This window comes from Alteromonas sp. ISO5 (genome assembly GCF_058105165.1).
Genome location: NZ_CM176572.1, coordinates 59,136 through 83,722, shown reverse-complemented (window position 1 = coordinate 83,722; position 24,587 = coordinate 59,136). Strand labels below are relative to the sequence as shown.

25 protein-coding genes are annotated in these 24,587 nt (G+C 47.7%); 18 read left to right on the top strand and 7 right to left on the bottom strand.

The window, feature by feature from the left end; genetic code table 11:
• Window positions 1-53: 53 nt before the first annotated feature.
• The 6 genes from AC2T0J_RS00370 to AC2T0J_RS00345 form a co-directional block, all read right to left on the bottom strand.
• Entirely contained in the window at window positions 54-1,547 is a 1,494-nt protein-coding gene (locus AC2T0J_RS00370) for a peptide MFS transporter (RefSeq protein WP_489808228.1), read from the bottom strand.
• 181 nt (window positions 1,548-1,728) lie between these two features.
• Entirely contained in the window at window positions 1,729-2,844 is a 1,116-nt protein-coding gene (locus AC2T0J_RS00365) for a KpsE/RkpR family capsule polysaccharide export protein (RefSeq protein ID WP_489808227.1), read from the bottom strand.
• A 14-nt stretch (window positions 2,845-2,858) separates the two neighbouring features.
• Window positions 2,859-3,509, bottom strand: a complete 651-nt coding sequence (locus AC2T0J_RS00360) for an ABC transporter ATP-binding protein (protein ID WP_489808226.1) — start codon at window positions 3,507-3,509, stop codon at window positions 2,859-2,861.
• On the bottom strand, window positions 3,506-4,300 hold the full coding sequence (locus AC2T0J_RS00355) for an ABC transporter permease (protein ID WP_489808225.1): 795 nt from the start codon (window positions 4,298-4,300) through the stop codon (window positions 3,506-3,508). The genes AC2T0J_RS00360 and AC2T0J_RS00355 overlap by 4 nt, the downstream gene beginning before the upstream one ends.
• A complete protein-coding gene (locus AC2T0J_RS00350) occupies window positions 4,300-6,105 on the bottom strand; it encodes a polysaccharide biosynthesis/export family protein (RefSeq protein WP_489808224.1) in 1,806 nt (601 codons plus the stop codon). Before AC2T0J_RS00350 ends, AC2T0J_RS00355 begins: the two co-directional genes overlap by 1 nt.
• Before the next feature lie 15 nt (window positions 6,106-6,120).
• Complete coding sequence (locus AC2T0J_RS00345) at window positions 6,121-6,438, bottom strand: hypothetical protein (RefSeq protein WP_489808223.1); 318 nt, start codon at window positions 6,436-6,438, stop codon at window positions 6,121-6,123.
• A 408-nt stretch (window positions 6,439-6,846) separates the two neighbouring features.
• Between AC2T0J_RS00345 and wecA the strand changes: the two genes are divergently transcribed.
• From wecA to galU, 5 genes are all read left to right on the top strand, one after another.
• Window positions 6,847-7,923, top strand: a complete 1,077-nt coding sequence (gene wecA / locus AC2T0J_RS00340; RefSeq protein ID WP_489808222.1) for a UDP-N-acetylglucosamine--undecaprenyl-phosphate N-acetylglucosaminephosphotransferase — start codon at window positions 6,847-6,849, stop codon at window positions 7,921-7,923.
• 74 nt (window positions 7,924-7,997) lie between these two features.
• Complete coding sequence (locus AC2T0J_RS00335) at window positions 7,998-8,885, top strand: glycosyltransferase (protein ID WP_489808221.1); 888 nt, start codon at window positions 7,998-8,000, stop codon at window positions 8,883-8,885.
• The gene (locus tag AC2T0J_RS00330; RefSeq protein WP_489808220.1) at window positions 8,882-9,748 is read left to right on the top strand and encodes a glycosyltransferase family 2 protein; all 867 of its coding nucleotides are present in this window, start codon (window positions 8,882-8,884) and stop codon (window positions 9,746-9,748) included. The genes AC2T0J_RS00335 and AC2T0J_RS00330 overlap by 4 nt, the downstream gene beginning before the upstream one ends.
• A gap of 106 nt (window positions 9,749-9,854) precedes the next feature.
• Window positions 9,855-11,201 (top strand): UDP-glucose dehydrogenase family protein, encoded by a 1,347-nt coding sequence (locus AC2T0J_RS00325; RefSeq protein WP_489808219.1) that lies wholly within the window; start codon window positions 9,855-9,857, stop codon window positions 11,199-11,201.
• A complete protein-coding gene (gene galU, locus AC2T0J_RS00320; RefSeq protein ID WP_489808218.1) occupies window positions 11,198-12,091 on the top strand; it encodes a UTP--glucose-1-phosphate uridylyltransferase GalU in 894 nt (297 codons plus the stop codon). Before AC2T0J_RS00325 ends, galU begins: the two co-directional genes overlap by 4 nt.
• 80 nt (window positions 12,092-12,171) lie before the next feature.
• Here the strand turns inward: galU and suhB are convergent, their stop codons facing one another.
• Entirely contained in the window at window positions 12,172-12,948 is a 777-nt protein-coding gene (suhB, locus tag AC2T0J_RS00315; protein WP_489808217.1) for an inositol-1-monophosphatase, read from the bottom strand.
• Window positions 12,949-13,111: 163 nt separating this feature from the next.
• Between suhB and trmJ the strand changes: the two genes are divergently transcribed.
• From trmJ to rlmN, 13 genes are all read left to right on the top strand, one after another.
• On the top strand, window positions 13,112-13,828 hold the full coding sequence (gene trmJ / locus AC2T0J_RS00310; RefSeq protein WP_489808216.1) for a tRNA (cytosine(32)/uridine(32)-2'-O)-methyltransferase TrmJ: 717 nt from the start codon (window positions 13,112-13,114) through the stop codon (window positions 13,826-13,828).
• A gap of 2 nt (window positions 13,829-13,830) precedes the next feature.
• Entirely contained in the window at window positions 13,831-14,649 is an 819-nt protein-coding gene (cysE, locus tag AC2T0J_RS00305) for a serine O-acetyltransferase (RefSeq protein WP_489808215.1), read from the top strand.
• A 132-nt stretch (window positions 14,650-14,781) separates the two neighbouring features.
• Window positions 14,782-15,261, top strand: coding sequence for a Fe-S cluster assembly transcriptional regulator IscR (iscR, locus tag AC2T0J_RS00300; protein WP_489808214.1), 480 nt, complete (start codon window positions 14,782-14,784; stop codon window positions 15,259-15,261).
• A 9-nt stretch (window positions 15,262-15,270) separates the two neighbouring features.
• Window positions 15,271-16,437 (top strand): IscS subfamily cysteine desulfurase, encoded by a 1,167-nt coding sequence (locus AC2T0J_RS00295; protein WP_489808213.1) that lies wholly within the window; start codon window positions 15,271-15,273, stop codon window positions 16,435-16,437.
• Window positions 16,438-16,745: 308 nt separating this feature from the next.
• Window positions 16,746-18,182 carry a Fe-S cluster assembly protein SufB gene (sufB, locus tag AC2T0J_RS00290; protein WP_489808212.1) on the top strand — a complete coding sequence of 479 codons (1,437 nt, stop codon included), beginning with the start codon at window positions 16,746-16,748 and terminating at the stop codon, window positions 18,180-18,182.
• Window positions 18,183-18,190: 8 nt separating this feature from the next.
• Complete coding sequence (gene sufC / locus AC2T0J_RS00285; RefSeq protein ID WP_489808211.1) at window positions 18,191-18,952, top strand: Fe-S cluster assembly ATPase SufC; 762 nt, start codon at window positions 18,191-18,193, stop codon at window positions 18,950-18,952.
• The gene (sufD, locus tag AC2T0J_RS00280; protein ID WP_489808210.1) at window positions 18,949-20,211 is read left to right on the top strand and encodes a Fe-S cluster assembly protein SufD; all 1,263 of its coding nucleotides are present in this window, start codon (window positions 18,949-18,951) and stop codon (window positions 20,209-20,211) included. The genes sufC and sufD overlap by 4 nt, the downstream gene beginning before the upstream one ends.
• On the top strand, window positions 20,208-21,425 hold the full coding sequence (locus AC2T0J_RS00275; RefSeq protein WP_489808209.1) for an aminotransferase class V-fold PLP-dependent enzyme: 1,218 nt from the start codon (window positions 20,208-20,210) through the stop codon (window positions 21,423-21,425). The genes sufD and AC2T0J_RS00275 overlap by 4 nt, the downstream gene beginning before the upstream one ends.
• Before the next feature lie 11 nt (window positions 21,426-21,436).
• The gene (locus AC2T0J_RS00270; RefSeq protein WP_489808208.1) at window positions 21,437-21,793 is read left to right on the top strand and encodes a HesB/IscA family protein; all 357 of its coding nucleotides are present in this window, start codon (window positions 21,437-21,439) and stop codon (window positions 21,791-21,793) included.
• An 8-nt stretch (window positions 21,794-21,801) separates the two neighbouring features.
• Entirely contained in the window at window positions 21,802-22,335 is a 534-nt protein-coding gene (sufT, locus tag AC2T0J_RS00265; RefSeq protein ID WP_489808207.1) for a putative Fe-S cluster assembly protein SufT, read from the top strand.
• Window positions 22,336-22,349: 14 nt separating this feature from the next.
• Window positions 22,350-22,763, top strand: a complete 414-nt coding sequence (locus tag AC2T0J_RS00260) for a SufE family protein (RefSeq protein ID WP_489808206.1) — start codon at window positions 22,350-22,352, stop codon at window positions 22,761-22,763.
• 123 nt (window positions 22,764-22,886) lie between these two features.
• Window positions 22,887-23,318, top strand: a complete 432-nt coding sequence (ndk, locus tag AC2T0J_RS00255; RefSeq protein WP_070178098.1) for a nucleoside-diphosphate kinase — start codon at window positions 22,887-22,889, stop codon at window positions 23,316-23,318.
• Between the two features lie 121 nt (window positions 23,319-23,439).
• Complete coding sequence (gene rlmN, locus AC2T0J_RS00250) at window positions 23,440-24,558, top strand: dual-specificity RNA methyltransferase RlmN (RefSeq protein WP_489808205.1); 1,119 nt, start codon at window positions 23,440-23,442, stop codon at window positions 24,556-24,558.
• The last annotated feature ends 29 nt before the right edge of the window (window positions 24,559-24,587 follow it).

Sequence of the window (24,587 nt, the reverse complement as noted above, 5' to 3'; positions counted from 1 at the left end):
TACCACCAGTGGCGTTTTTATGGCTAACAATTAGCTGTTGATTTCTACATCGCTCAGGCGCTTTTTTGTTCTGGCTTTTCCCATTTACGGGTAAACAGAGCCACCAGGAAGACAATAACGCCGATACTTACCGTGAACTGAACAATAAATGAGAACAATCCACTTAAATCACCAGACTCTTCGCCACCAAAGGCACCCGCCAGTACGCCGGCAATAACGTTTCCGATAGAGTAAGTTAATACAAACAAGCCCATCATCTGACCGGCGAAACGTTTCGGTGACAGTTTGCTTACCGCGCTTAACGCTACCGGGCTCAAGCAGAGTTCGCCCACGGTATGCAGGAAGTAAGTGGCAACCAGCCAATAAGGTGCGACTTTCAGGCCACTGGCGGCTGCCTGCGCAGCGAAAAACATCACGATAAAACCACTGGCCATAATTAAAATACCAATCGCACATTTCATGCCATAGGACGGATCGAGCATCTTTTTACCAAGGTTAATCCACAGTGCCGCAAAGAAAGGTGACAGAGTGATAATAAAAATGGCATTCAACGACTGGAACCAGGCGGTTGGGATTTCAAAGCTTCCCAGCAGACGTTCGGTATTTTCGTGAGCAAAGATATTGAGCGATGAGCCGGCTTGTTCGAAGCCCGCCCAGAAACATGCCGACGCAACACAGATGAGCAATAGTGAAATCATCCGTTTCTTTTCGGCACTGTCGAGGTTACCGAAAAAGAAGATGGCGGCGTAGTAGATAACGAATATGGCAGTGAAAATATAAGCAACAGAAGTTGCTACGCTTACTACATCAATAACCAGCGCACCAGTGCTCATTAAAAATGTTACCACTGCCAGACTGACTAAAAAGATTAATACGCCTACCCAGCTGTTGCGGATACCTGAAGCAGACATACTCACCGTGGGGCCGGTTGCAATGGTAGCCAGTTTGTACTGGGTCATCCGATACTGAATGAGGCCGACAGCCATACCAATTGCTGCCGCACCAAAAGCGTAGTGATAGCCCCAGTTAGTGGCCAGATAACCACAGACCAGGTTACCAATTACGGAACCCAGGTTGATACCCATATAATAGATGGTATAGCCACTGTCGCGACGAGTATCCTGATCGCCATAAAGCTGACCAACCATAGCACTGATATTTGGCTTCAGAAGGCCGGTACCCAGTACCACAAAGATCAAACCAATAAAGAATGTGTTGGTGCTTGGGATAGCCAGGATGATATGGCCAATCATGATGGTTATGCCGCCATACCAGACCGCATTCTGACCGCCCAACAGACGATCGGCAATCCATCCACCGGATAACCCCATAAAATACACTGCGCCGGTATAGAGGCCATAAATGGCATAGGCATTATCTTTGGTAAAGTCCAGACCGCCTTCCTGTAAGGTCATAGTCATAAAAATTACCAGCAGGGCGCGCATACCGTAATAACTCATGCGTTCCCACATTTCGGTGAAAAATAGCGTTAACAGGCCACCCGGGTGGCCGAAAAAGCTGGTGTCGTTAGAAGTTTTTGTTGTCACAACAGAGTTCCATATAGTTTTTATTTAAAATTATTATAGTCAGGGTGCACAGTCTGCAGACAGGAGCTGCTTGTACACTGGCTATCCCTCTTATACTAGAGGATGATTCCCGACACAAGCGGCGTTAGTTAAAGCGCTGCTAGTGGGGGGAATTGGTTAGCATCTGATTGTAGCGTTTGACTTACAACTCTTTGATCGTTGCTATGATAATGCGACCTGCAATGAAAGCCATTATGAGCATAACGCCAATCAAAACCAGGTTATAAACTGTTTTAGGGTAGGCGGCCTCATCGGGTAGCGTTGGTGATTCAATGGTGACCAGGTGCTGTATTTGCTGATACGTATCCACCCGGGCATTTTCAAGAGTCATTAGTGACGAGCCGTAAGCCTGCATGGCAAGTTCGGCCTGAACCTGCAGGTTTGAATACTGAGCCATCAGTTGATTTATCGATAGTTTTTCTTCACCGTTATGGGCATCACTGATTTTGGTCTTTTGGCTGCTTATCTGCTGTTCAAGTGCCCGAACCTGACGTTTGAGCGAAATAATTTCCGGGGCAGAATCAGACATAATGCTCTTTAACGTGTTCAGCTCCGCTTCTTTCTGAGCCAGTGTCGCTTCTAAAGAAAAGGCGATTTGTTGAATGGCAAGCCCTTCTGCGTTGGGGTCCAAGACGTTGTATTTGGTTTGAAAGTCGATAAGGGCCAGTTTTGCGTCCTGCAATTTTCTTTCGACAATGTCATGTTCACTTTGTGCAAAGGCAAGACGTGACTTCGCCAGGTTATTGCTTATCTGGTTTATAAACAGTTCGGCACGCTTCACTATGGTCTGACTGATTAGCTGTGCATAGGCTGGATCATAGGCTCTGGCGGAGAGTTCGATTACACTTGTGTTTGAATCGATAACCACTTCAGTGTTAGCGAGATAATATTTGAGAAAATCCTCTTCGCTGTGATTCGAGGAAAGCCGACTAATAAAGTCGCCTGCTGATGAGGTATAGTGCTCCCGCAGTCCGATCGTTTCATCAAGGTAATCAAGCATGTCAGCAGATTTAACAAAGGCAACAACCAATTGACTGTCATTGGTACTGGACACGCCCGTTACACTACTCATTAACATAGAAGAGGGATCGAAACTGTTGGCACCGTCAGCCGATTTGACGACTAACTGGCTGGTACTTTCATACTTTGGCGTTGCAATTAACGTCAGATATACCGCGTATAGCAGCCAAGGGATAACCACCAAAAGTATAGGGCGCTTTTTAATTTGAGCGGTAAGATTATCTAGCATATGTTTCATTTTGTTTTGCTCATTTATTCCATGTAGGCTGCGATACCTTCTTCAAGGTCACTGTAGTAATTAAGTTGGCCGTCTTCTATGATGATGGCTGACGTACAAAATTCGCGTATTTGATCCATTTCGTGGCTGACCATAATAAGGCCCGCTTCTTTGGCTTTGATTTCCAGTGCTTCTCTGGCCTTGCGACGAAATTTAGGATCGCCCACCGAGGTTGCTTCATCTATAAGATAAATATCGAAATGAATATTAACGCAACAAGCAAAAACCAACCTTGCACGCATACCTGACGAATAGGTTTTAACCGGTAAATCAAACCTTTTACCTATTTCGGCGAAATCCTGCACGGCTTCTTCGTATGACTGTAAATTCTTTACATCATTTATGCGTCCGATAAACCGGGCATTTTCGCGCCCGGTCATTTGTGGATGCACCCCCGTCGCTAAAGCAACCGGCCATGACATGGATTTGTTAGTATAAATCTGACCTTTGTCGGGATATTCACTTTTTGCCAGCATACGAAACAGGGTTGATTTACCGGCGCCGTTTTTACCCAGAATGGCCACATTATTTTCAGTCGGAAAATCAAAATTGAGATTTTTAAAAATATACTGAGGACCCAATCGGCTTGGGTATGACTTAGTCAGGTTGATTAAACGAATCGTCATCGTGATAACAATCCTTTCCAGGACAGGTGGTATAATGACACAGCGAAGAAAAAGACGATCAGAGTAAATTGAAAGGCATATTGGAGGCTAACGCCGCGATCACCGTAAGACTCAAAACACGCATAACGGCCAAGTTCTATAAAATGCACCAATGGGTTCCAGGTAAACCAGTGCCAGTATTCGACCGGGATATCCTGCAAGCTAAAAAATACGCAGGAGATAAAAAATAAAGGTCGGGTGAATATGCCTACGATCTTTTTGACTTCGGGTAGATATGAAGAAGCGATGCCCAATATGCAACCCATGCTTATTGTCATAATCCAGAGGAGATGAAACAACAAAAACAGTAGTAATGGATCATGAACCGGGAAGGTTACCCCAAGTAGGTAAATAGTTAGCATAGCCAGCACAATAACTATAACTTTTATTGTATATTCAACAAATGCTGACACCAACAGCGCTGATATTGGCTGAACCTGCCTGAAAGCATATAGTGGCTTATTCTTGCTAAATGCACTGGCGACTTTTGTAAAAGGTTGCAGAAACGATTGGATGGCAACCATACCAATCAACATAAATATGAAGATAGGTATGCCGTGAGCATCTCCTTCACGAACCAGGCTTCTTATGTAAGATAAACCAAATATGAAAGCAAAGGGCTCGAGAAAACCCCAGGTTAAGCCTAGTCTGTCGCTAAACTGGGACCTAAGCTCTCGCAGGAAAAGTGCAAAACAAACACTTTTCCATACTTTGAGTTGAGATCGAAATGAGACGCTTACAATATCAGACATTAGTTCAGTGCTACGTTGGCCGCCACAGCAATCTGGTAGATGATCTGAGTGATATCTTTTACAGCCTGCAACGTTTTCGCATCAACCCTTGGTAGCACGATGACCTGGTCGCCGGCTGCTACATCAGAGTTATCATCAACGTCATAGAAGTCGACCATACCATTAGCGCGGATGACCAGAATGCGGGCGTCATTCGCTCGTTCACTGAAACCGCCGGCCCAGGCAACGTAATCTGAAAGTTCCGCGTCTGGATTAAATACGACTGACTGCGGCATTAACACTTCACCACCGACATGCACCAAATCCGTTTTGGTTGGGATAACAATGGTGTCGTTTTCTTCCAGCAGAATGTCTGCCACGTTGTCGTTTTCGGCAATGATCACTTTACCCAGAGGTTTCACCTGTCTGGCTCTGGCGATAAAGTCAGTTACCAACTGAGCTTCCTGTACGCGAATAGAAGCTTCACCGGTAGAGCGCACCGGCGCGGTGTAAATGCTCCTCTCGAGGCGATCCAACGCCTGATTGATAATTAATTGTTGCTGATCGGCGACACTTTCACGTAACAAATACACATTTTTAAAGTCCGCCAGGTTCGGATCGATCTCAATATTGCTCAGAACCTGATGTAAGCGAGCACCTTTGGATACCATGACTCTTGAGGCGCCGCGGAAACTGCCTGCTACATTAATCGGGTAAATCTGTACTTCATAGTCGTTCTTGAATTCGACATGATCGCCAGGGCGCAAACTAAATAGTTTAAAATCAACCAGCGGGACATAGCGGGCAAATTGGGCGCCATCACGCAAGCCACTGACAGAAACGTGGCTGATAAAGTCGCCGGGTTTTGCGTAATCAACTAAAGCTTCCCCGGTTAAGTCTGAAGGCCTTAACTCAAAAGTGAAGCTGTTTCGTGCTCCCTCGCTGACTGTAATAGTTGGGCCGATAGGGCGAACCAGAATTACGTCTTTATCCTGAAACGAAATAGCCGGCAATTCGCCATCGGTAACAAAATTGTATAAATCAATCGAATGAACGACTTCGCCGGCGCGTAAAATATCGATTTTGCGGAAGCTGCCGCGCAGAAAATCAACGCCGCCGGCACGCTTGAGAAAATAAAGCGGACTATCAGTTGCCTGACCGGCATATTGGCCTGGTCTTAATACCGGCCCTGCGACGTAAACTGATACCGGCGTGGCCGTCAGTAAGTTCACATAAACATTCACATCATTGGTATACACCTGTTTGATGCTTCTGGTTACTGTCGCATTTACCTGGCTGGACGGCACGTTTAACAAATTTACCGGACCAATATTGGGAATGAAGATATTGCCCTGACTATCGACGGTTGCTACGTCGGAATAATCTACCGCGCCCCAAAGCCAGATTGAGATCTGATCGCCGGGCGCAACCAGATAATTTGGGTTCACCGAGTTCGTGCGTTCTGATTCAAAACCACCGACAAATAAGTTTGCCGCGAATGGGGGATTTTCCATGGCTTCCTGCAAGGGAAAAACCATATCCATGGTCGGCTCGCCTGGTAATACCAGGCCATTGCGGGGCTGCGTACTATACTGGCCGGAGCTTGGCCGGGTACCAGTCTGACTGTTGCTTTGCAAGGTAGGGGAAGCTGACAGCTGTAAAGGGCTGACGCCTGTATTACCGGTGTTGGCCGATGCTGAGTTGTTGGCCCCGCGTTGACTCAGTTGCTGTTGAATTTGTTGAATTTGTTCAGCTGTTTGTGCCTGGGCGTTACTGAAAGGCGATAGCGATAAAGCCGTAAGCGTTAACCAAATAGAGATACGCATAAGCGAATTAAACCTTTATAGGGTGTTACTAAAAACCAACGCTGGGTATAGCAGCCAGTACGTTTGATTGTTACATATGGGGCGAACTTCCGTTGAGCCTGAACGTCCCTGACGTTTCAGCCGATAACATTGGTTACCCATGGCAGAGATATAACTGTCGGAAACTGCGTAGCTATTTCCGTCGATAACAATGGCTTGATTGGCATTGATGTTTAACTCTGGAATAGCTTTTGCTTCACTTTCCTGTAAACCGGTGCCTGTATCGCTGAGGTGATGCGTAAAGCTTGGATTAACCAGTGGCAGATTGGCTTTGACACTCTGAGGTTGTGACACACATCCCAGCATTGTCATAGTGCTGAAAAGTAGAGCGGATAATATAACTTGTCTTCTCATTGCCTAGCTGTAATACGTCCATTTAAAAAGTGCTGGTAGCATAACATAACCAAGCAAAAAGGCATGCACTGATTACCCGCCTGGGTAAACTTTAAACAGAAACTATGCCGGTTGGGTAAAAAATGTGCGTTTAGATTTAAATTTAATTTGGGGCTAGTCAGTTATACGAATGTTTACTATTATATCGGGTGATTATAGTGACCTCTCCACGAAGCCTCTGGCGGCTGGTGTCGCCATGTATAGGTTCGACGATATTCTCAATGGAGTTAGTAATTAAATGGATTTTCCTGTTTGTAGTGTGGGCGTGAGAACACAGGTGGGTAAGGATTCTGTGGAGAAAAGTAAGGCATGATGGACTATCTGCAGTTTATTCCGTTATTTACAGCATTTTTTGTTGCATTGATTTTGCTGGTGGTGATGACACCCCTGGCCCATCAGTTTGGGCTTGTTGATCAGCCATCATATAGAAAACGCCACAATGGCATTGTGCCATTGACCGGCGGTGTAGCTATTTTTGTCGCAGTACTGGTAGCCAGTGTACTAACTGACGTGTGGATGAAAAATAATCCGCTGTTTTTTACCGCGTCGGCTTTTATTGTGCTGCTCGGTATGCTTGATGACCGCTTTGACTTAAGTGCCAAAGGACGATTGGTATGTCAGTTTGGTGTAGCGTCCATTATGGCCTGGAGTGCACAAAACTACATTACTTCGCTTGGTGATATTTTTGGCTTTGGTTCAGTCTATTTAGGTCTTGCCGGTTATTTCTTCACGCTGGTATGCGTGGTGGGGGTAATCAACGCCATTAACATGATTGATGGTATAGATGGCCTGGCTGGCGGCATGAGTCTTGTTGTACTGTTGAGCGTCGTTAGTTTGCTGCTGTTGTCAGACAACGGTGCTGCCATTATGGAACCGCTGGTTATTATTGCAGCCATAGTACCGTTTCTGGCGTTTAACCTTAGCCTCAAAGGTTTTAAAGGTAATAAAATATTTATGGGTGATGCCGGCAGTATGTTTGTCGGTCTTACCATTGTCTGGTTGTTGGTTGATCATACTCAGGGACCGGGCGCATCGTTACGCCCTATTACCGGTGTTTGGTTAATTGGTTTGCCACTGATGGATATGGCAGCCATTATGTTCAGACGAGCAAGAAAAGGTCAGTCGGTGCTAAAACCCGATCGTAAGCACCTGCATAATATCTTTATGCGGGCAGGGTTTAGCCCTCGCCGCTCGCTAGTTGCCATTCTTCTGATGGGCGCAGGATATTGCCTGATTGGTATCCTCGGTGAGGTGTATCAGGTACCCGCTTATATCATGTTTTGGGGATTCATGGCCTTGTTAGTGATATACAGCGCTGCAATCATGAATATCTGGAAAATCATACGGTTTTCCCGGGCGATAAAACACCGCCTGCTACCTGCATAAATTGCATCACAATGGTGCATAATTGCTGTAAAATCCGGTACACTTCGCGTTACTGTCGATAGCCGGATTTTACCTTGAGCCCCAACTTTTCAATTAAACACAGCAACTACCGGGTGCATGAAATCCCCGCTATTGTTGCTATGGCGGTATACGAAAAGGACTGCGCGGACTGGGTAGACCAGGCAATTGCCAGTATTCGTCAGCAGACCTACAGCGACTTTCTTTACGTCATCGTTATAGACGGGCATATTACACCTGAACTTCTGGCGGTCATCATGCAGCATGCTGAGGACGATGAACGGCTAGTGATCATTGAAGGTAGCGCCAACAGAGGGTTGGCAACCTGTATGAACTTCGCTATCGACTGGTCATTGTCGTTAAAACCGCAGTATTTTTTTCGCATGGATGCCGACGACATTTCAGAACTTAACCGGCTTGAAAAGCAAATAACCTATCTTAACAAACATGCGCACGTTGCCATTTTAGGCACCGGCCTGATTGAAATTAATGAGCAAAACAATCAGGTGGGAGCGCGGGTAATGCCACAGACCAATCGCCAAATCACACGTCTATTACCACGCCGGTGCACTATTAATCACCCCACGGTATGTATTCGCTACAAGGTGTTTACGGATGGCTATCGCTATGATGATGCGCTGCAAAATACCCAGGATTATTTCCTCTGGATAGAACTCGCCGCGGCTGGCTACATTTTTTGTAATCTAAAAGATAAGTTGCTGCGTTTTCGGCGGGTGAATGATTTTTATAAGCGCCGTGGGCTGATAAAGTCATTAAATGAGTTCAGAGCACGCTTTCGTGCGATGCGCTGGCTTAAACGCCTGACACCTTACAATCTTTTTTATGCCTGCATGGTATTAGGCCTGCGGATGATGCCATCCGGGGTAGTAAAGATGGCTTACAAGCTCGACCGGCATCTACTAGAAAAAATAATAAAGCATTGAAATTTTCAGCCATTATCATTCTCTTTCATCCTGAGCATCATATCCTGCTCAACAATATCAGATTGCTGGAGGCTAATGGTTGGCAGGTTATTATTGTGGATAATTCTCCGCAGGCTCACCAGGATTGGTTGTCATCTTCAGTTGAATTCAGACACTGTCCTGAAAACGCTGGTATTGCCCAGGCGCAAAATATTGGTTTGTTATTAGCCAAACAGCAGGGGCGTGACTATGCCATGCTGCTTGATCAGGATAGTCACCTTACCGAACCGTTGCTGAAAACTGTCAAGCCGCGGGTAATCGAGGCTCAGTCGCGATATCCGGACCTCGCTGCTTATGGCCCCACTATCGTCAGCGAGTTTGATGGACAGGTTGTCCGTGCAACGGTACAGCGCGCGGTAGCTGATGAATATGGTTTTCTGCATAGCAAGCAAATTATCGCGTCCGGAAAGATTATTCCGCTATCAGTGCTTCCTGATATTGGTTTGATGGAAGATGCATTATTCATAGATGGCGTGGATCATGAGTGGTGTTGGCGGGCCAGGAGCAAGGGTTACCGGATTATTAACGATACACAAGCCTTATTACGCCATAAACAAGGTGAGTCCCGTAAGCGCATAATGGGGATGACGTTTAAAGTAGGCAGCCCTGTCCGGCTTTATTATCAATACCGTAATATCCTCATTTTATTGCGTCGCTCTTACGTGCCTCTCTACTGGAAAATCAGGAATTGCGTAGCCTTGCCAGTCAGATGGGTAATTAACGGTTGGTGTTTGGAGCAAAGCAAGGAACGTCGGCGCTATATGTGGCAGGGGCTGACGGACGGCCTGCGTAAGCGGGCTGGCCGATACAAGGCTGACCAATAAGTTTTCTGTTGAGCCTTTAACGCCATGATGCTTTAATGTTTTGGTTTTATTTTTAAATATGCCTGACTAACACAGGTACCGCTGAGTTTTAGAAGGAAGGGAACAAGTGAAGGTAACAGTCTTTGGAATTGGTTATGTGGGCCTGGTACAGGCTGCAGTATTAGCTGAAGTGGGCCACGACGTTGTTTGTGTGGATGTGGATCAGGCTAAGGTTGATAACCTCAAAAAAGGCTTTATCCCCATTTACGAGCCGGGATTAACGCCGCTGGTCACCAGCAATTATGACAGCGGCCGGGTAGACTTTACCACCGATGCCCAAATGGGGGTCGAGCATGGAGAGCTAATTTTTATTGCTGTGGGCACACCGCCAGATGAAGATGGTTCAGCCGATCTGAAATATGTGCTGGCCGTGGCGGAAACAGTGGCCACACATATGCAAAACCATAAGATCATCATTAACAAATCTACGGTCCCGGTTGGTACTGCAGACAGAGTCAGTGCAAAGGTTTCCGAAACGCTGGAATCCCTGGGCAAAGCGGTTACCTTCGATGTGGTATCAAACCCTGAGTTTTTAAAGGAAGGCGCAGCAGTCAATGATTGTATGCGACCAGATCGTATTATTATCGGCACTCAAAGTGAGAAAGCCGAGAAGAAACTGCGTGAGCTCTACGCGCCGTTTAACCGTAATCATGACAAAGTCATCGTGATGGACATTCGTTCAGCAGAGCTTACTAAGTATGCCGCCAACTGTATGCTGGCGACCAAAATCAGCTTTATGAATGAGATGGCTAATCTGGCTGAACGTTTCGGCGCCGATATTGAGAATGTTCGTCGTGGTATCGGTTCTGATCCCAGAATAGGGTACCAGTTCATCTATCCTGGCTGCGGCTATGGTGGGTCATGTTTCCCCAAAGATGTGCAAGCGCTCATTCGTAGTGCAAATCAGGTAGGCTACCAGGCGAAAGTACTGGAATCAGTGGAAGCAGTTAACTACACCCAAAAAGAAAAACTGTTTGAATATATCACGGGCCACTTCGATGGCGACCTTAAAGGCAAAACTATTGCTTTATGGGGATTGTCATTCAAGCCGAATACTGATGATATGCGTGAAGCTTCCAGCCGTGTTCTGATGGAGTTGTTATGGGAGCAAGGGGCGACGGTGCAGGCTTACGATCCTGAAGCAATGGAAGAAACCCAGCGAATATATGGCAGTCGCCCGGATCTTAAATTAACCGGAACGAAAGAGGCTGCGCTTGAGAGTGCTGATTTCCTGGTGATTTGTACAGAATGGCAGTCATTCCGGGCACCGGATTTTGACCTAATCAAAGAAAAATTGAGCATTCCGTTAATTTTCGATGGTCGGAATTTGTATGATCCGAAAATCATGTCGGAATACGGATTGCATTACTACGCCATTGGTCGAGGACTATCAATAAAAGGACATAAACTATGAGTCAGGTGAAAAAAGCGGTGATTCCTGTCGCCGGCCTAGGTACACGAATGCTGCCAGCAACCAAGGCAATTCCAAAGGAAATGCTGCCGGTTGTAGATAAACCACTAATTCAATACGTGGTTAACGAGTGTGTGCAGGCGGGTTTAAAAGAAATTATTCTGGTTACCCACGCCAGTAAAAACAGCATCGAAAACCACTTTGATACCTCTTTCGAACTGGAAACCACGCTGGAACAGCGGGTTAAGCGTCAGTTGCTCGAAGAGGTACAGGCTATTTGCCCGAAAGACGTCACTATCATGCACGTGCGTCAGGGTGCGGCTAAAGGACTGGGGCACGCCATTATGTGTGCTCACCCTATGGTGGGTGACGCACCTTTTGCGGTGGTGTTGCCAGACGTGATTATCGACGACTACACCAGCAATCTTAAAAAAGACAATCTGGCTGACATGGTCGCGCGATTTAATACTAATCGCGTAAGTCAGGTGATGGTAGAGCAGGTACCACAAGAGAACATTTCTAAGTTTGGTATTGTTGATTTGGAAGGCGCCAGCATTAAGCCTGGTGAGTCTGCCAAGATTCATGACATGGTTGAAAAGCCGCCACTCGACGAAGCGCCATCTGATCTGGCTGTAGTGGGCCGTTATGTGTTGTCACATGAAATTTGGCCGTTGCTTGAATACACCCCTCCAGGCGCCGGTGGTGAAATCCAGCTAACAGATGCCATCACTTCACTGATGAAGGTAGAACAGGTTGATGCATACTACATGAAAGGCAAGAGCCATGACTGTGGTAGTAAACTTGGCTACATGAAAGCCAACGTTGAATATGCGCTGCGCCATCCTGGTCTGGGCGAAGAATTCAAAGAGTATCTGGCCTCACTAAACGGCTAGAAATATAAGCTAAACTAAATCGAAAAAGGCCACTTGATTAAAGTGGCCTTTTTACTATTCGTTTATCGTATCGTATTGGTTTATTTTAAATGTTTAACCAGACCTTGTACCACTTTAACGCTACCTGCGACGATTTCGCCTTTATAGAGTGGATCGTTATTCCCGCTGAAGTCAGTTACCAAACCGCCTGATTCACGAACCAGCAGTTCACCGGCTGCGATATCCCAGGGCTTAATGCCACGCTCCCAATAACCGTCGTGTCGGCCTGCCGCAACGTAGGCTAAGTCCAGGGCTGCACTACCGGCACGACGAATATCACCACAGTCATGGAAGATTTTATTTAAACGAATGGCGTAGTCCGCATACTGGGTTTTGTTTTTAAAGGGTAACCCGGTAGCTAAGACTGTTTCAGATAAATCACGTGCCTTACTGACGCGAATGCGGTAACCATTTAACTGCGCGCCCTGGCCACGAGAAGCGGTAAACAACTCGCCACGAATAGGATCGAAGACTACGCCCTGATCAAGACGGCCTTTATGAAGCAGTGCAATCGACACGGCAAAGTGCGGAATGCCTTTAATAAAATTGGTGGTGCCGTCGAGGGGATCAATGATCCACTGGAATTCGGTGCTTACGCCTGCAGTTTCGCCACTTTCTTCACCTAAAAAGCTATGGTCTGGGTACGACTGCTTAATTTTGTGAATAATCGCCATCTCGGCTTCTTTGTCGATTTGGGTAACATAATCGTTCGTGCCTTTTACCTGTTTAACCAGGTCGTCACGATTTTCGAAACCGCGGACAATAATAGAGCCAGCCACGCGCGCAGCGCGCACCGCAATGTTCAGCATCGGATGCATAACAAAACCACCAATTGTAAAAGATCAAAAAATAAACGCCGCGGAGTGTACCAGTTCCACTTCACAATGCAATGCCATCACAGACGAAATACGCAGCTAAGCGGTGAGAATGTGTAAGCGGTATGCTACACTCAGCGCCATTTACAGCCGTACTGTTTAAAGCATGTTAGAAAATATCAGAATCGTATTAGTTAATACTTCACATACCGGAAATATAGGTTCCACCGCCCGGGCGATGAAAACCATGGGCTTAAGTAATCTGTACCTGGTTGATCCGGTCAGCCCGCCTGATGGCAAAGCCAGTGCGCTGGCGGCCGGTGCTGGCGATGTATTAGCTAATGCCAAAACAGTGAGTAAACTGGAAGAAGCGGTGGCAGGCTGTGGCCTGGTAGTGGGCACATCAGCCCGTTCCAGAACATTAAGCTGGCCCATGCTGGAGCCACGCAGCTGTGGCGAAAAGCTGATAAAAGAGGTGGATAACTACCCGGTGGCACTGGTGTTTGGCCGTGAAAATAATGGCCTCTCCAATGAAGAACTTCAGCAGTGTCATTTTCACGTATGCATTCCGGCCAACCCGGATTACAGCTCATTAAATCTGGCGGCTGCTGTACAAACACTGTGTTATGAAATTCGCATGGCATTCCTGAATAAAGAAAGGATCCCAGCCGAAGAGACCGAATATCCGTTAAACGATGATCTTGAGCGCTTTTATGTGCACCTGGAATCGACGTTACGTAAAGTCAGTTTCATCAATGAAAATCATCCGGGGATTGTCATGACTCGCCTGCGCCGCTTATTTAACCGTGCCCGTCCTGAGTCTCAGGAGCTGAATATCTTACGCGGTATTCTGGCATCAGTGGATAAATCAGCAGAGAAATAGCCATGTTCAGCCGAATGAAAGAAGATATCAGAGCGGTCTTCCACCGCGATCCGGCGGCACGCAATGCTTTTGAAGTGCTTACCAACTATCCCGGATTGCATGCCGTGTGGTTACACCGGGTGAGTAATAAGCTATGGCGGCTGCAATTTAAGTGGCTGGCCCGCTCGTTATCTACGTTCAGTCGTTGGCTGACAGGAATCGAAATCCACCCCGGCGCCACCATTGGCCGGCGTTTTTTTATCGACCATGGCATGGGCGTAGTGATTGGTGAAACGGCTGATATTGGTGACGATGTCACCCTTTATCACGGTGTTACTCTGGGCGGGACCACCTGGAATGCCGGTAAACGCCACCCGACACTCGAAAATAACGTCGTTGTAGGGGCGGGTGCCAAGGTGTTGGGTCCAATCACCATTGGTGAAGGGGCGAAAATCGGTAGTAACTCGGTGGTAGTAAAAGATGCACCGCCAGGGACGACAGTGCTTGGTATTCCGGGACACATTCTGCAGCCAGCCAAAGAAACCGACACAGGCAAAGAAAAGCGAAATGCCATTGCCAAAAAGTACGGCTTTGATGCTTACGCGGTGGCTTCTGATAATCCCGATCCGGTCGCCAATGCCATGGGCATTATGGTGGAGCATATCCATGCCATGGATGGTCGCATTGAAGAATTGTGTCAGGTTATTCAGAGCATGGGCGGAGAGGTATCAAAAGAGCGTCTAAGTGCCATGACTGCAGAGGACTTCGCCAGCACAGGTATTTCGCCGGTGGTGCCTTATTCGAAACAGGCTAGTCACGACGAATTTGATCCGCAGATCTAGACGCCTGAGTCGACTGGTTCTTAAGTGTATTGGTGTACAGCGTAATACCTGAGTAAGTAGTAGGGTTTTATACTTGACCAATTTACTCAGGTATGGAACAATTTTGCTATTGTTCACTATCCGTATTTGGTTATGAAACTGACTTCAAAAGGCCGCTACGCAGTAACGGCAATGTTAGACGTAGCACTCCATTCCAAGCAGGGGCCGGTATCGCTGGCTGATATTTCTGCCAGACAGGAAATATCCCTGTCTTATTTAGAGCAGCTTTTTTCGCGTTTACGCAAAGAAAGTCTGGTATTGAGTGTGCGCGGGCCGGGCGGTGGTTATCAACTGGGCCGGGCAGCTGAGCTTATTGCCATTGGCGAGGTGATTCGTGCGGTGGACGAATCCGTGGACGCCACGCGCTGCCAGGGACAGGGCGATTGTCAGGCTGGCGAGCGGTGTCTTACCCATAGCCTTTGGCAGGACCTTAGCGATCGTATCAGCCACTTTCTTGACGGCATAAGCCTTGGAGAATTGATGGCTAAAGGCGATGTTCAAGAAGTCGCTGGTCGTCAGGACAAGCACAAGATGCCGGTTGACGGTAAAATTCAGGTTAGTATTCAGTTATAAAGACAGATCATGACGCGTACTCCCGTTTATTTAGACTATGCTTCTACCACTCCGGTAGACTCTCAGGTTGCAGCTCAAATGGCTGCGTGCCTTACTACGGAAGGCAATTTTGGCAACCCAGCTTCACGTTCCCACCGTTTTGGCTGGGTGGCTGAAGAAGCTGTTGATGTAGCGCGTAATCAAATTGCTGATCTGGTAAATTGCGATCCCCGCGAAATTGTCTTTACATCCGGGGCCACAGAGTCTGATAACCTTGCGATTAAAGGTGTGGTAGATGCCGCCGATAATCACCAGCAGCATGTTATTACTGTGGCCACCGAACACAAAGCGGTGCTTGATACGGTTGAGTTTCTTGCCGCCCAAGGTGTCAGGGTTACGGTATTAGTGCCCAATGCCCATGGGTTAATATCGGTTGAGCAGTTGGCAGAGGCCATCGCCGATGACACCGTGTTGGTGTCGGTTATGCACGTGAATAACGAAACAGGCGTTATCCAGGATATCGCCGCTATTGGCGAGCTGTGTCGCCAGCATCAGATATATTTCCATGTTGATGCCGCCCAGAGTCTGGGTAAGCTGCCTATCGATCTTACCGTCCTGCCTGTGGATTTAATGTCTTTCTCCGCGCATAAGTGTTATGGCCCGAAAGGGATCGGTGCGCTGTATGTTCGCCGCCGCCCGAAAGTGCAAATTGCCGCGCAAATCCATGGCGGTGGCCATGAGCGCGGTATGCGCTCTGGTACGCTACCCACGCATCAAATTGTCGGTTTTGGTGAGGCCTGTGAGCTTGCGGGTCAAATGCTGAATGAAGAAGCTATAAGATTGCGTGAGTATACCGAATTGTTATGGGAGGAAGTCAGTCGACTTGAGGATGTGCACTTAAATGGGCACCTCACCCAACGCGTGCCTGGCATTATCAATATTAGTTTTGGTGGGGTAGAGGGTGAAAGTCTGGTGATGGGACTGCATGATATTGCAATCTCTACCGGCTCTGCCTGCACCTCGGCCAGCATGGAGCCTTCCTATGTGTTAACGGCGCTGGGTCGGAATGCAGCATTAGCGCACGCAGGATTGCGTTTTTCTGTCGGTCGTTTTACCAGTGAAGATGACATCCGTTTTGCTGCGCAGAGAGTAATAGAAACAGTAAAAACATTGCGTGAGGTCAGACAGGCGGGTTAGCCCTGCCTCAGAGCGTCATTCAGACCTAAGTCGGAGCCGCTAAGATTGCAGTTAAGTCAATATTCAGGCAAGATTGCGGCCCCCAGATTTCAGTGCACACAAAGCGCCACGTTGCTGCGCCAGGCAGGCATCAGATTCGGTTTGGCAGAAAGTATAAACGTCCCAGGTGAATAGTTGAGTGAAATACTCGGGTATTATATAATGTGGCACCCATGTCGCGGTGACAGCGAAAACGCTGATACAGCTGTAGTGTCGACACTACATTGAGATTATCGTGACGAAATGTTCAATAACAGTGAGATGAGTCAATGAGCGAGCAAATCGAACAGGCGCTATCGAAACAATACGAGGCGGGTTTCTATTCTGAAATCGAGTCTGATACCTTCGAAAATGGTCTGGACGAATCCATTATCCGCCGTATATCTGCCATGAAAAATGAGCCGGAATGGATGCTCGAATGGCGGTTGAAAGCCTATCATTCGTGGCTGGAGATGGAAGAGCCCGAGTGGGCACATGTGGATTATCCGAAAGTGGATTATCAGGCCATTTCTTACTACTCATCACCTAAGAGTATGAAGGACAAACCAAAGTCCCTCGACGAAGTCGACCCGGAATTGCTGGATGTGTATAACAAGCTCGGCATTCCCTTGCATGAGCAGGAAATGCTGGCCGGTGTTGCCGTCGATGCGGTATTCGACTCGGTATCCGTTGTTACTACCTTCCGTGAAAAGCTGCACGAAGCAGGCGTGATTTTCTGCCCTATTTCTGAAGCTATCCAAAAATACCCTGAGCTGGTTAAAAAATACATCGGCTCTGTCGTCCCCCGTTCAGATAATTACTTCGCGGCGCTAAATAGTGCCGTATTTACCGACGGCTCGTTTGTGTATATCCCAAAAGGCGTGCGTTGCCCTATGGAACTGTCTACTTATTTTCGTATCAACGAGCAAAACACCGGTCAGTTTGAGCGCACGCTGATTGTTGCCGACGAAGGCAGTCATGTTAGTTATCTGGAAGGGTGCACGGCACCGCAACGTGATGAAAACCAATTACACGCCGCGGTAGTTGAGCTGGTTGCGCTGGATAAAGCCAACATTAAATACTCAACGGTACAAAATTGGTACCCGGGTGATGAGAATGGCAAAGGCGGTATTTATAATTTTGTAACTAAGCGTGGTATATGTCATAACGACGCTAAGATTAGCTGGACTCAGGTCGAAACGGGCTCAGCAGTTACCTGGAAATACCCAAGCTGCGTGCTGAAAGGGGATAACAGTGTAGGTGAATTCTACTCCGTCGCCTTAACCCGTGGACGCCAGCAGGCTGATACCGGTACCAAGATGATACATCTGGGTAAAAATACCCGTTCGACCATTATTTCAAAAGGGATCTCGGCAGGTAAAAGCAGTAACGCCTACCGCGGTCTGGTACAAATGGGGCCAAAATCTGATGGCGCCCGCAATTTTACGCAGTGTGATTCGCTGCTAATTGGCGATAAGTGTGGCGCACATACGTTCCCGTATATTGAAAGCCGTAATCCGTCAGCCATCGTTGAGCACGAAGCCACCACATCCAAAGTGAGCGATGACCAGTTATTCCTGGCTCAGCAACGGGGTCTGGACGCCGAGAAGGCCGTCTCCATGATCGTCAATGGCTTCTGTAAGGAAGTCTTTAAAGAATTACCAATGGAATTTGCGGTGGAAGCCGGCAAGTTACTCGAAATTAGTTTAGAAGGTTCTGTGGGGTAAAGCATTTAATGTTATCTATCGATAATTTACACGCCAGTGTTGAAGATAAAACCATTATCAAAGGGCTGAATCTGGAAGTTAAGCCTGGTGAAGTTCATGCCATCATGGGACCAAATGGCGCCGGAAAAAGTACGCTTGGTTATGTGTTGTCCGGTCGTGAAGGCTATGAGGTTAAGGAAGGTTCCGTTACTTTAAACGGTAAAGATTTACTGGATCTGGAAGTGGAAGAGCGTGCCCGTGAGGGGTTATTCCTGGCGTTCCAGTACCCGGTTGAGATCCCTGGCGTTAGCAACATGGAATTCTTAAAGGAATCGGTTAACGCGTTGCGCGAATACCGCGGCGAAGAGCCATTGACTGCCGCTGAGTTTTTAAAGAAAGCTAAGGCTGCCTGTAAACAGGTTAACCTGCCACTGGATTTCTTAAAGCGTGGCGTCAACGAAGGATTCTCCGGCGGTGAGAAAAAGCGTAATGAGATCATGCAGATGATCCTGCTTGAGCCGTCGTTGTGTATTCTTGACGAATCAGACTCAGGTCTTGATGTCGATGCCCTGCAAGTGGTTGCCGATGGGGTAAACAGCCAGCGTGACGGGCAGCGCAGCTTTATTGTTGTGACTCACTATCAGCGTCTGCTCGATTACATCAAGCCAGATTTTGTTCATATCCTGGCTGACGGTAAAATTGTTAAAAGTGGTGATGCGTCTTTGGCCCTGGAAGTTGAAAAATCAGGTTATGCCTTTTTAGGTAAAGCCTATGAGGAGGGCGATGCATGAGCCAATGGCTGTCTGAAGTAATCGCCTCGGCGCAAACACATCAGGACTGGCTGGCTCCTCATCGTCAGGCGGCTCTGGCTGAACTGGAAAAGGTTCGCTGGCCGCTACGCAAAGTGGAAGACTGGCGTTTTACTCCGCTCATCCCGGTAGAAAAGCGCAGTGTGTCGCTGGCTAAGCCTGGAAATACCGAATTTAGCGCGCCGAAAATAGGCGAGTTAAGCGCCATTGAGATAGTGTTTAGTGGCAATGAATTGCTCACCGACGTCACTACACTGTCGTTACCTGATGGGCTGGAGATCGTACGTTTTTCTACGGCAACTACCCAGCAGCAACAGGTTATCGAGCGTCTGTTGTCAGACGTGAAACCGGCCAAACACTTATTTGGTCAGATTAACGACGCTTTGCTGGCCGATGGTCTGTACATTAAAGTTGCCGCCGGCAAAACTGTCGATACGCCGATTCGTATTTCACAGCTGGCCAGTAACGAAGGCGATCAACATCTGCGCGTACTGATGCAGGTCGAAACCGGTGCGCGAGCCACTGTACTTGAAGACGGCTATGGCGATGCCAGCAGCGTGAACACGGCCTTTAGCGAATATGTCCTGCACAGCGAAGCGCATTTGGAGCACTATCGTTTTGCTATGTTCACTCAGCAAGCCATGCACGTTGGCGGTTGTCATTTTAAAGTGGCGGAAAAAGCCCAGCTCAACAGTACGCTGATTGGCTATGGTAGTGAACTATCGCGGCTTGATGTTGATGTTATCTACACCGGTGAATTTGCCAACGCTAATATCAATGCAATTTATTTGCTGGCCGAAGGTGAGCTGTTTGATCTGCATACCACTATTGAGCACGCCGTACCTAACTGTACTACCGAGGAAAATGCCCGTGGTATCGTTGGCGATCGTGCTAAAGCGGTGTTTAACGGCCGAATTCATATTCATCGTGACGCCCAGAAAACACTGGCGGAATTGAATAACCGTAACTTGTTATTGTCACGCCGGGCAGTTATCAATACCAAACCTGAGCTTGAAATTTACGCCGATGACGTTAAGTGTGCCCACGGTGCTACCGTGGCAGAGATTGATGATACTGCACTGTATTATTTGCTGACACGCGGTATCAGTCGCAGTCAGGCGTTGATCATGCTTAATTTTGGCTTTATCCAGGAACTGATTAATCAGATCCCCAACGAAGATATCGCTGGCTGGTTGCTAACTCAGTTACATGACCGCTTTGTGGGCATGGAGGTTAAATGAGTTTTGACGTAGCGGCAATTCGTGCTGAGTTCCCTATTTTATCGCAAACGGTAGATGGTAAACCGTTGGTGTATCTGGATAACGGTGCCACCACGCAGAAACCTCAGGTGGTAATTGACTCACTGGTGGACTTTTATACCCAGTGTAATGCCAACGTACACCGTGGCGCTCATCAGTTATCTGACGAAGCAACCCGCCGTTATGAAAAAGCCCGTGATCAGGTGGCTGCTTTTATTAATGCAGCAAATCGTGACGAAGTCATTTGGACCAGCGGCACAACAGAAGGTATCAACCTGGTTGCTAAGGGCCTTGCCCAGCAACTGGAAGCCGGTGACGAAGTAGTGGTAACCGAAATGGAACACCACGCCAACCTGGTTACCTGGCAACAAGCCTGTTTACACAGTGGCGCTACGCTGCGTGTGGCGCCGATTTTTGACAACGGCGAACTTGACCTCGAAACATTCAAAGCATCACTGGGGCCTAATACCCGTATGGTGGCGTTCCCGCATGTCTCGAATGCATTAGGCACCGTCAACCCGGTAAAAGAACTTACTGCGATGGCTAAGGCTTACGGCGCATTAGTGCTGGTCGACGGCGCCCAGGGAATTGCTCATGGTGATGTGGACGTACAGGCGCTGGGCTGTGACTTTTACGCGTTTTCAGGTCATAAGGTGTTTGGCCCGACCGGCATAGGCGTGTTGTGGGGTAAACAAGCAATACTGGAAAACTGGCCAGTGTGGTTAACAGGCGGCGAAATGATTGCTGATGTCACCTACCAAAGTGCTACCTGGGGGGCATTGCCTAACCGCCTAGAAGCCGGTACGCCAAACATTGCCGGTGCCATTGGCCTGGGTACAGCACTTGAATGGTTCAGCCAATTAGATATAGCCGCCGTTCAGGCTCACGAAAAGGCGCTGATTGATGCCGCTATGGCGCAGGCTGCGGATATTCAGGGCATGCGCTTAATTGGTACCGCACCAAACAAAATTGGTATTTTAAGTTTTGTGATGGACAATGCGCACCCTGCCGATATTGGCTTTATTCTGGATCGGCAGGGGATAGCTATCCGTACCGGCGATAATTGTGCGCAACCATTGATGCATCGCCTTGGTATTAACGGTACTGCCCGCGCTTCTTTCTCGTTGTATAACACACTGGAAGAAGTCTCCGCATTCTTTGCGGGCTTACGCAAAGCTCAAACTATGTTGGGCTAGGAGAGATAACTATGTCAGTAGAAACTTTTGTACCCAGTAAAGACGTTGTAACCCTGACTCCGGGGGCTATTAAGCACTTTGAGGGTAAACTTAAAAATCAGCCGGGCAAAATTATTCGCTTATCTACCAAAGTAAGTGGCTGTACCGGCTATGCTTATGTGCTGGATTTTGCTGATGCCTCGATGGAAGGTGACGAAGTACTTCAGGTGTCAGATAAGTTGACTGTTGCAATAGCTAAAGACGCAGTTTTACTGCTGCAGAACACCGAAATCGACTATGTCATGGAAGGTGTAAATGGCGTAATAAAGTACTACAACCCTAACGTTGTGGATGAATGCGGTTGCGGCGAAAGCTTTAACGTCGGATAAGTGTCCTTATGAAGCAAAAAATGGTAGCGACTGAACGTGAAGTGAAGTCGCGCAAAGTACCTTCCGGCGAAACCGTAATCATTCCCGATGGTGAATTTGTCAATATCACCCAGGATTTAGGCGGTAACTATACGGTTACGTGGCAAGGTAATATGTTGCGCATCGACGGTACCGACGCCGATGCCATTGGTCGTAAACCACAAGCCCTGGATTTTGTCGCGCCTGCCGATGGCAATATTGATAAGCAGCAGGTCTGGGACGCGCTGGAAACCATCTACGATCCGGAAATTCCGATTAATCTGGTATCACTCGGCCTGATCTACAACGTTGACATAAACCAGGATACTAAACAGGTCACTATTGACATGACTCTCACAGCTCCTGGTTGCGGTATGGGGCCGGTGCTGGTTGGCGATGTGGAATATCGCGTGGGACTGGTGCCGTTCGTTGAAGATGTCAAAGTAGAACTGGTGTTTGATCCGCCATGGTCGCGGGATAAAATGAGCGAAGAAGCCCAGCTCGAAGCCGGCCTGTTTTTTTAATTCGAGAGTAAATCATGCAGTTACCATCTAGTCAGGAAATCGTTGAAGATTTGGAATTCTTTGATGACTGGGAACAAAAGTACCAGTACATCATTGATTTGGGTAAAGCGCTGCCGCGCCTTGATGATGCTCAAAAAAAACCGGAACGGTTAGTCAAAGGTTGCCAGAGCAGCGTGTGGTTGGTCACCTCAATGGACGGTGATAAAATTCACTTTGAAGTCGACAGTGACGCCGTCATTGTACACGGACTGCTGGCGCTCGTGATGGCAGCGTATAATGACAAAACCCCGGCCGAAATTACTGCCTTCGATATCGACGCCTACTTCGAAGCGCTCGATCTGGAGCGTCATATTACCCCGACCCGGGGCAATGGCTTACGCGCCATCGTGGGGAAAATCCAGCATTTAGCCGCCCAGCACGGCGGATAATGCGTATTTATCGCCGCCTTTATTAAGATTTTTTGATATTTGCCTGCTAACCCCTAGGCACGGGCGTAAAGATTGCCTATAATTCGCGCCCAAAATTTTTACAATTAAACCCGGAGACAGAACATGGCTCTTGAGCGTACGTTTTCAATTATTAAGCCTGATGCCGTTGCAAAGAACGTAATCGGTGCAATCTATAACCGCTTCGAAACTGCCGGTCTGCGCATCGTTGCTTCTAAAATGGTTCACATGAGCAAAGAACAGGCTGAAGGCTTTTATGCTGAACACAAAGAGCGTCCTTTCTTTGGCGCCCTGGTAGACTTCATGACGTCTGGTCCGGTAATGGTTCAGGTGCTGGAAGGCGAAAATGCTGTGGTTAAAAACCGTGAAATCATGGGGGCGACTAACCCGGCTGAAGCCGCTGCAGGTACATTGCGTGCTGACTACGCTGTATCTATTGATGAGAATGCGGTTCACGGTTCAGATGCACCAGAATCTGCAGCGCGCGAAATCGCGTATTTCTTCTCAGAAGAAGAAATCTGCCCACGCACTCGCTAAGCTTAGCCTGATGTGTGACAAAAGGGAGCTTCGGCTCCCTTTTCTGTCTGTGATCGAATATCTTTTTCGTGATATTCTATTCCGGTTCGACGCCACCAATTTGAAGAGTTGATAACGCTTTATGTCCAAAACAAACCTACTTAATTTTAATCGGCAGGGATTGCGCGACTATTTCGCAGAAATCGGCGAGAAGCCATTCCGTGCTGATCAGGTCATGAAGTGGATTTATCAGCACGGCGTCAGTGACTTCGAACAGATGACTAACATCAACAAACAACTGCGCGCAAAGTTAATTGAGCAGTGTGAAGTAAGCGCGCCTGAGATTGCTTATCACCAGCAGGCTACCGACGGCACGATTAAGTTTGCCCTTAAACTCGATGGCGGACAGGAAGTCGAAACCGTGTGGATCCCTGAAGCCGACCGTGCGACCTTATGTGTATCTTCACAGGTAGGTTGTGCGCTGGAATGTACTTTCTGCTCCACCGCGCAACAAGGCTTTAACCGTAACCTCACCGTCAGCGAAATTATCGGTCAGGTGTGGCGGGTAGCCACGACGTTAGGGTTGTCTAATGACACATCGGCAAGACCGGTCACCAATGTGGTAATGATGGGTATGGGTGAGCCGTTACTGAACCTGAAAAACGTAGTACCTGCTATGGATATCATGCTTGATGATTATGGCTTTGGCCTGTCTAAGCGCCGGGTAACGCTGAGTACTTCCGGTGTGGTGCCGGCCCTTGATATGCTGGGTGATCAGATTGATGTGGCGCTGGCTATCTCGTTACATGCGCCGAATGATGAACTGCGCGATGAAATTGTACCGATTAATAAAAGGTACAATATTGAAGCCTTCTTAGCTGGCGTGCGACGTTATCTGGCCAAGTCCAAAGCCAATCAGGGTAAGGTAACGGTGGAATACGTTATGTTGAATCAAATTAACGATTCAACCGACCACGCTCATCAGTTGGCTAAAGTGATGAAGGAAACGCCCTGTAAGATTAACCTCATCCCGTTTAACCCCTACCCGGGATCGCCTTACACTTGCTCAAGCAATTCGCGCATCGATCGCTTTGCCAAGGTCCTGATGGAAAAGGGCTACACTGTGATTGTGCGTAAGACCCGGGGCGAAGATATTGATGCCGCCTGTGGTCAGTTAGTGGGTGATGTAGTTGATCGAACCAAGAGAATGTTGAAAAAACAGATGAAGGGCGAGGCAATTTCGGTAAAAATGTCCCAATAATAAAATATCGAAAACATAAGGTAAGCGCT